Annotated in this window: 8 protein-coding genes; 7 read left to right on the top strand and 1 reads right to left on the bottom strand. The window is 34.7% G+C overall.

Translation table 11 applies throughout. The features are described from left to right. Positions 1-432: 432 nt before the first annotated feature. The 4 genes from AABL87_RS16175 to rfbB all read left to right on the top strand — a co-directional run bounded on the left by AABL87_RS16175 (position 433) and on the right by rfbB (position 4,612). Positions 433-1,833: a UDP-glucose 6-dehydrogenase gene (locus tag AABL87_RS16175; protein WP_006265600.1), complete on the top strand. Its 1,401-nt coding sequence runs from the start codon at positions 433-435 to the stop codon at positions 1,831-1,833. A 187-nt stretch (positions 1,834-2,020) separates the two neighbouring features. Then, positions 2,021-3,142 carry a non-hydrolyzing UDP-N-acetylglucosamine 2-epimerase gene (gene wecB, locus AABL87_RS16170; RefSeq protein WP_006263948.1) on the top strand — a complete coding sequence of 374 codons (1,122 nt, stop codon included), beginning with the start codon at positions 2,021-2,023 and terminating at the stop codon, positions 3,140-3,142. Positions 3,143-3,238: 96 nt separating this feature from the next. Beyond that, entirely contained in the window at positions 3,239-3,547 is a 309-nt protein-coding gene (locus tag AABL87_RS16165; RefSeq protein WP_341277596.1) for a hypothetical protein, read from the top strand. Positions 3,548-3,562: 15 nt separating this feature from the next. Next, complete coding sequence (rfbB, locus tag AABL87_RS16160) at positions 3,563-4,612, top strand: dTDP-glucose 4,6-dehydratase (RefSeq protein ID WP_006263946.1); 1,050 nt, start codon at positions 3,563-3,565, stop codon at positions 4,610-4,612. 59 nt (positions 4,613-4,671) lie between these two features. On the opposite strand, the gene rfbA is transcribed toward rfbB, so the two are convergent. Further along, positions 4,672-5,529, bottom strand: coding sequence for a glucose-1-phosphate thymidylyltransferase RfbA (rfbA, locus tag AABL87_RS16155; protein WP_006263945.1), 858 nt, complete (start codon positions 5,527-5,529; stop codon positions 4,672-4,674). A gap of 545 nt (positions 5,530-6,074) precedes the next feature. On the opposite strand from rfbA, the gene AABL87_RS16150 reads away from it, so the two are divergent. From AABL87_RS16150 to AABL87_RS16140, 3 genes are all read left to right on the top strand, one after another. Beyond that, positions 6,075-6,200: a hypothetical protein gene (locus AABL87_RS16150; protein WP_006263943.1), complete on the top strand. Its 126-nt coding sequence runs from the start codon at positions 6,075-6,077 to the stop codon at positions 6,198-6,200. Beyond that, positions 6,197-7,057 carry an Ig-like domain-containing protein gene (locus AABL87_RS16145; RefSeq protein ID WP_006265599.1) on the top strand — a complete coding sequence of 287 codons (861 nt, stop codon included), beginning with the start codon at positions 6,197-6,199 and terminating at the stop codon, positions 7,055-7,057. Before AABL87_RS16150 ends, AABL87_RS16145 begins: the two co-directional genes overlap by 4 nt. 406 nt (positions 7,058-7,463) lie before the next feature. Beyond that, positions 7,464-7,700: a hypothetical protein gene (locus tag AABL87_RS16140; RefSeq protein WP_006263941.1), complete on the top strand. Its 237-nt coding sequence runs from the start codon at positions 7,464-7,466 to the stop codon at positions 7,698-7,700. Positions 7,701-7,710 lie beyond the last annotated feature (10 nt).

Raw genomic sequence — 7,710 nt, 5'->3', positions numbered from 1 at the left:
AATAAGGTGTAAAATATATTAATAATGATTTGCTTTTATCATAGTAATCGAATTACGATGATTGCCCGTTCTCGCGGATTTGTAAATCGTGCGGTTATTATACACCCGACAACGCATATTCGTTTAACAGTAGAGGGCGCACCTAAAATTTATAAATAAAAAATACCTGTTGTCAATAGCAGGTAAATAATTAACTTTACCCTATAGTATATTCTTTTTAAAAGAAGAATACTATAGACAAGATCAAACCCAGATTATAAAATAGACATATAAACGAAAAGTAATGATACCCGATAGACCTACATTAGTGTTGTTAGTATACCATAATATGGTTGTAGTACTAATGAAAGAGAGAAGAAGTAGAATTACCTTGTAGTATTTGGCTAATGTGTAATTAAATGATAAAGTATTAATTTACTTTCTTTAGCATATATGAAAAACATACAAAAAATTTGTTGCGTAGGGGCAGGATACGTAGGAGGACCTACAATGGCAGTTATAGCACAAAAAAATCCACATATCAAGATTACAGTAGTTGATTTAAATGAAGCACGTATCAAAGCGTGGAATGATGAAGATTTGAGCAAATTACCTATTTATGAACCAGGTTTAGATGCAGTAGTAGCAGAAGCTCGTGGACGAAATCTGTTTTTTGATACCAATGTAGAGAAAGCTATTGATGAAGCTGACATGATTTTTATCTCTGTGAATACCCCAACCAAAACCTATGGTAAAGGAAAGGGAATGGCAGCTGATTTAAAGTATATTGAATTATGTGCAAGACAAATTGCTCAAGTAGCCAAGACAGACAAAATAGTTGTAGAAAAATCTACACTTCCTGTACGCACAGCACAAGCAATTAAACGAATCCTTGATCAAACAGGTAATGGAGTAGAGTTTGAAATACTTTCTAATCCTGAGTTTTTAGCAGAAGGTACAGCTATTGAGGACCTGATGAACCCTGATCGCGTATTGATCGGTGGAGCAGAAACTCTAAGAGGAAGAGAAGCTATCGAAGCGTTAGCGTCTATTTATGAAGCATGGGTACCTCAAGAGCGTATTTTGCGTACTAATGTATGGTCATCAGAGCTTTCTAAATTGACTGCTAATGCCTTCTTAGCACAACGTGTGTCTTCTATCAATGCGATTTCAGAACTATGTGAAGTATCAGGAGCAGATGTAGCCGAAGTGTCTAGAGCCATTGGTACAGATAGCCGTATTGGCAATAAATTCTTAAAAGCTTCTGTAGGTTTTGGAGGATCGTGTTTTCAAAAAGATATCCTAAACTTAGTGTATATCGCTAAGTCTTATGGGCTAGAGGCAGTAGCAGACTATTGGGAGCAAGTAATCATTATGAATGACCACCAGAAACGTCGTTTTGCAGAGAATATCGTGACAACTTTGTTTAATACAGTTAACGATAAGAAAATAGCTTTCTTAGGTTGGGCATTCAAGAAGGATACTAATGATACTAGAGAATCAGCTGCTATCTATGTAGCCAATGAGTTAATTGAAGAAGAAGCACAAATCCACGTATACGATCCTAAAGTAACAGAACAACAGATGTTATCTGATTTAGATTACTTAGCCACTCGCGAATTAGAAACAAATAAAAAACACCTGATAGTACACGCAGAACCCTATACAGCCCTAGAAGGAGCACATGGTATCGCAGTATTGACAGAATGGGATGAGTTCAAGACGTACGATTGGCAACGCATTTATGATAAGATGCAGAAGCCTGCATTTATATTTGATGGTCGTAATATATTAAATCGCCAAGCGTTAGAAGATATAGGATTTGAAGTTTATACAATAGGTAGAGGAAAATAAACTTTAACACGTAAATTAAGCAATAAAAATGCAAGGATATAAAATATTAGGATTTATATTCTTTAGAGTATCTCTTATATTTAGATGAATTTTATTACATATGTAATATAAGAAGAGACTATTAAATTGATGATATTAACTGTTTTTTAAAAAAGTAAAAACAGGCATTAACACATATTATTTAACTATGAAAAAGAATTTGATTGTATTTGGTACAAGACCAGAAGCTATCAAAATGGCTCCTTTAATAAAAGAGTTTAAGAAGCACAATGATCAATTTGATACACGTGTATGTGTAACTGCACAACATAGAGAGATGCTTGACCAGGTTTTAGAATTTTTTGATATTGTACCAGAGTATGATTTGAATTTGATGAAACCCAATCAAAATTTGTATTCTTTAACAGGAGATATTATCACAGGGTTAAAGCCTGTTTTAGAGGAGTTCAAACCTGATTATGTATATGTACATGGGGACACTACAACAACCATGTCTGCTAGTATTGCTGCTTTCTACAGTGGAGCCAAGGTGTGCCATGTAGAAGCAGGCCTTAGAACACATAATAAACGAGCACCTTTCCCAGAAGAAATCAATCGTCAGATCACTGGCCGTGTGACAGATTATCACTTTGCGCCAACCACAGCATCTCAAGAAAATTTATTAAGAGAAAATATCAAAATCAAAGATATTTTAGTTACAGGTAATACAGTTATTGATGCTTTATTAGAAAGTGTAGAGCGTGTAGAAGACTTGCAAAATGAAGAAATCATACAATTAAAACAGATTGTAGATTCGTCTAAGAAACTAATACTTGTTACAGGACATAGAAGAGAGAATCATGGAGATGGATTTATTCGTATCTGTGAATCACTAAAAGAAATAGCCTTAACACATGCTGATGTACAAATCATTTATCCTGTACATTTAAATCCAAATGTAAAAGGCCCAGTTTACGAAATCCTATCAGGAATAGATAATATTCAATTAATAGATCCATTAGCTTACCCTTCATTTGTATGGTTGATGAATAAGAGTTATATGATTGTTACAGATAGTGGAGGAGTACAAGAAGAAGCACCGAGTTTAGGAAAACCAGTTTTAGTCATGCGAGATACAACAGAACGTCCTGAAGCCGTAGCAGCAGGAACAGTAATCTTAGTAGGTACAGATAAAGAGAAGATTGTAAGAGAGGCGAATAGCCTATTGACAGATTCAGCTCGTTATGCAAAGATGTCAGCCTTACACAATCCTTACGGAGATGGAAAAGCATGTGCACGTATTGTTGAATTTATTAGTCAATTACAGTAGAGACGCATATTTTGCGTCTAATAGAAAAGAAATATAGAGATAAGATAATGTTTTATGATATAAACGAAATCACAAAACAACAAAATAACATAATGAATGAATACACAAGTAGTAACAATAGGATTAGGATACATAGGATTACCAACATCTGCATTAATAGCACAAAATAAAATAGGTGTACATGGAGTAGATATCTTTCAGCATGTGGTAGATACCATTAATGCAGGAAAGATTCATATTGTAGAACCAAACATACAAGACCATAAAGTGTTTAAATTAACGAACTATAGAGAAGCGGTAGAAAAAGCAGATATCGTTGTGTTCTTAGTAGCACATAATGAGTTTAAAACATTAGAAATACCGCAAGGTAAAGTAGTTTTAGATTTTTGTGGAATTAAAAAATAAAAAAAGACAAGGAGCATGAATAAAATACTTATTACGGGAGGCGCAGGGTTTATAGGATCACATGTAGTAAGGCTTTTCGTACAGAAATATCCAGACTATCAGATTTATAACCTAGATGCACTTACGTATGCAGGTAACCTAGAGAACTTAAGAGATATAGAAGCTGCTCCGAACTATCATTTTATAAAAGAAGACATAACCAATCAAGAAGCAATAGAGCAGCTATTTATAAAAGAGCGATTTAATGCGGTGATTCATCTAGCAGCAGAGTCTCATGTAGACCGATCTATTACAGACCCGCTTGCTTTTGTACGCACGAATGTCTTAGGCACAGTCAATTTATTACAAGCATTTAAATCCTTATGGCAAGGCGATTGGGAAGGGAATCGATTTTACCATATTAGTACAGACGAAGTCTATGGCGCACTAGGCGAAGTAGGTTTATTTACCGAAACGACGTCTTATGACCCTAATTCACCTTATTCAGCCTCTAAGGCAAGTTCAGATCACTTTGTGCGCGCTTATGGAAAGACCTATGGGATGCCTTATGTTGTAAGTAATTGTTCTAATAACTATGGGCCTAATCACTTCCCAGAGAAGTTAATCCCACTTTGTATTCACAATATCATCAATAAGAAACCCCTACCTATTTATGGAGATGGGAAGTACACCCGCGATTGGCTATATGTCTTAGATCACGCCAGAGCCATAGATGATGTATTCCATAAAGGAAAGAATGCAGAGACCTATAATATAGGAGGCTTTAATGAATGGCAAAATATAGATTTAGTCAAAGAGCTGTGTAAGCAGATGGATGTAGTTTTAGGTCGAGAAGTAGGAGAGAGTGAGCGATTAATCACTTTTGTAACAGATAGACCAGGACATGATCTAAGGTATGCGATTGATGCAACGAAGATTAATAAAGAGCTCGGATGGAGTCCATCCGTAACCTTTCCAGAAGGATTAGCTAAGACCATTGATTGGTATATGAATAATCAAAATTGGTTAACCAATGTAACCAGTGGAGCATATCAAGAGTACTATCATCAACAATATAAAAAGTAAGTAAAAAGGCCTTGTACTTCGACATAGTACAAGGTCTTTTTACTTGGTTTAATACATTGTTATTCTATTGTCATTAAATATTCCCCATACCCACTTTTGCACAGAGGTTTAGCGATATGGTGCAATTGTTCTTTTGTGATATACCCCATGCGATAAGCGACCTCTTCGATAGCCCCGATTTTCAATCCCTGGCGCTCTTCGATGACTTGGACGAATTGACCTGCTTTCATCAGAGAAGCAAAAGTGCCTGTATCTAGCCAAGCCGTACCTCTGTCTAGTATCCCCACCTTTAATTTGCCTTGTCTCAAATACTCTTTATTGATGTCTGTAATCTCATATTCCCCTCTTTTAGAAGGTTGAATAGTCTTGGCGATATTCACTACATCATTGTCATAAAAGTATAACCCAGGCACTACAAAGTTAGATTTAGGTTCTAGAGGTTTCTCTTCTATAGAGAGTACATTTTTATGTTGATCAAACTCCACCACACCATAGCGTTGAGGATCCGTTACAGAATAGGCAAATATAGTCGGTTCTGCTCTTTCTACGCACGATTGTAATAGTTTAGACATTCCACTGCCATAGAAGATATTATCTCCTAAGATCAGCGCTACGTGATCATCACCTATAAATTCCTCTCCGATAATAAAAGCCTGTGCTAATCCGTTTGGTTCTTCCTGTATCGCATAAGTAAATGAACAACCGATTTGGCTACCATCTCCTAATAGCTTTTTAAAGTTAGGCAGGTCAGTAGGAGTTGAGATAATCAGAATTTCGTTGATTCCCGCTAGCATTAACGTGGATAAAGGGTAGTAAATCATAGGCTTGTCATAGACAGGCATCAGTTGTTTACTGACAGCTAATGTAAGAGGGTGTAATCGAGTTCCCGATCCCCCAGCGAGAATAATTCCTTTCATCTTAAAATAATAAAGGGATAAAGTTAATGATTTTTTAAACCAAGATTACGCAATAGACAGATAAACGAAGAGTATTTATACAAAATAGAGCCAAATTAGTGAGTAAAGCATACTATAATATGGTTTTTAGACTTAATGAAAGAGAAAGGAAGTAGAATTGCTTTGCAGTATTTGGCTAATGCTTAATCTGGGTTAAAGAAATAGAGGCGAAGCTGACCTTCTATATCTACTTCATTTACCCCCTTAAAAGCATAAAATAAATGCTGTTGTAAAGACCAAAAAGGGAAGTAATGATAAAATATTACAGTGTAGAAAAAGTATCATTTTATTATTTATCTGAAACAGATACCTGTTGCTCTAAAATTAACAAATAAATTAGGTTTACTGTTTTTTTATCTCTAATAACTCGGATAGATTTAAAGGTGTTATGTGTTGATTATTAGTGGTTTATAGTATAGTTGCTGTTTGTGTTTAAGAGGCTTTGGGCTTTACAAGTCTTAAATTTAAGAGAGGGCAAAAGAAAGCCTTCTTTAATATAAAACATTATGAAAGCAAAACTTGTACTACTAACTCTTTTCTCGTTAGTAGTATTAGGGTGCTCCCCAGAAGATGGAGGCATTAGAGAAAAAGAAGTGACTATCATTTTTATCAATAAAGAAAACAAGTATTGATAAACGATAGTTTTGACTTGATTAATGAACTGAAAATTGAGAATGCAACTAAAGAACAAGTTGTGTGGCTCAGTGAAAACCCAAGTGTTGTTCGCTTAAATGGAAGCATAGCTAAAGCGCTTTCAGAAGGAGAAACCAAAATTACAGCCAAAGTAAAGAATACTAACGTTCAGGCGAGTATGAAGATTCGTGTACAAGAACAGATCTTACAATTTAAACAAAAAGAATTATCTTTAGTTACGAATAAGACTTTTAATCTAAATTATCTACTAGAAATTAAAAATATTGAGCAGAACCAGCTAAAATGGACTGTAGAAAACCCCAATATTTTAACTATAAATAAAGGACAGATTACTACTTCTAGAGAAGGACGATCTAAAGTGACTATGGATAATCCAATTATCAAAGTAGATCGTGAAGGATACATCAAAACGTTTTTTGGGCAAACAGGAGTAACGAATGTAACGCTTAGAAGTAGACAGAATCCACATGTATCGATCACGATGAGAGTAGAAGTGGTCAGTTTTATAAATGATGTTTTGGTCAGCTCACACATCTTTGACGAGATTATAATTGATGGAACCCATACAGGCGAATTACAGTATCAGCTGTTTAGCCCTAGGAGAGAAGGTATCTCTATACAAGATTTTGTTCTCTATGACGGATATAATCGAGTGATCTTTAGAGACTCTAAGACCTACGCACTAGAACAGATTTATAGTATTAAGCTAAACAAAGTCTATAAACCATACGCCGAGTTTACCTTAATGTATAAAGACATAGCCATCAGATGTAGAAAAGAAGTCAACGTAGTAACTGGAATACCGATACCAAAGGCGCCCCCTTCGGGGAATTAAGAATTAGGTTTCCTTACAGGATTGTGTTAACACGGGAGGGGGGCCGTAGGGCGGGGTGGTTCTTTCGTTTAATTCCTAATTCCCCGAAGGATCTGTGCGGTTATTATACCCAATGGTGTAAAATTTTAACATTTTGTGAGTTTAAACTACAACAGTGAGTTTAATTATTGTTATAAGTTTATAAATGAAATTTAGATCTATTCATTTTATGATATAAAACTTATAATAAGTGATTTAGATTTCTATCTATTGTAATTATTATAATTATATCAGCCATTTAATTAGATAAATAAAAATCTATTTAGAGTGAAAATGTTTAATATTCTAAAGGAATAATTATTCTTAATTAATAACCAGGACTAATTATGAGGTTGTTCTTATAGTTAGTTATTAAAATCGATACAGTATGAAAAAAATCTATTTTATGATGGGGCTAATAACTCTTTCAACAGTGGTAGTATCTTGTTCAAATGATGATAATTTACAACAAGATATACAAGCAGAACAAAAAGAAAAGCAGGCACAGGAGGTCTTAACAACACTAGAAGTGAAAAGCTTTTCTGATGATAATATGAGTGATCGTGGTGATTTTGATTTAGATAAAGATAAAACAAAGAGAGAAGGAAAAGGAAAAGGAAAATAATAAGTGTGTA

The sequence above is a fragment of the Myroides sp. C4067 genome (genome assembly GCF_038039665.1).
Taxonomy (GTDB): Bacteria; Bacteroidota; Bacteroidia; order Flavobacteriales; family Flavobacteriaceae; genus Flavobacterium; species Flavobacterium odoratimimum.
This window is presented reverse-complemented; position numbering and strand designations above follow the sequence as displayed.

Coding starts and splice junctions, on each gene's coding strand:
- wecB (WP_006263948.1), top strand. CDS start 2,021: ATGAAAAAGAATTTGATTGTATTTGGTACAAGACCAGAAGCTATCAAA.
- AABL87_RS16140 (WP_006263941.1), top strand. CDS start 7,464: ATGAAAAAAATCTATTTTATGATGGGGCTAATAACTCTTTCAACAGTG.
- AABL87_RS16175 (WP_006265600.1), top strand. CDS start 433: ATGAAAAACATACAAAAAATTTGTTGCGTAGGGGCAGGATACGTAGGA.
- AABL87_RS16165 (WP_341277596.1), top strand. CDS start 3,239: ATGAATACACAAGTAGTAACAATAGGATTAGGATACATAGGATTACCA.
- rfbB (WP_006263946.1), top strand. CDS start 3,563: ATGAATAAAATACTTATTACGGGAGGCGCAGGGTTTATAGGATCACAT.
- rfbA (WP_006263945.1), bottom strand. CDS start 5,529: ATGAAAGGAATTATTCTCGCTGGGGGATCGGGAACTCGATTACACCCT.
- AABL87_RS16150 (WP_006263943.1), top strand. CDS start 6,075: ATGAAAGCAAAACTTGTACTACTAACTCTTTTCTCGTTAGTAGTATTA.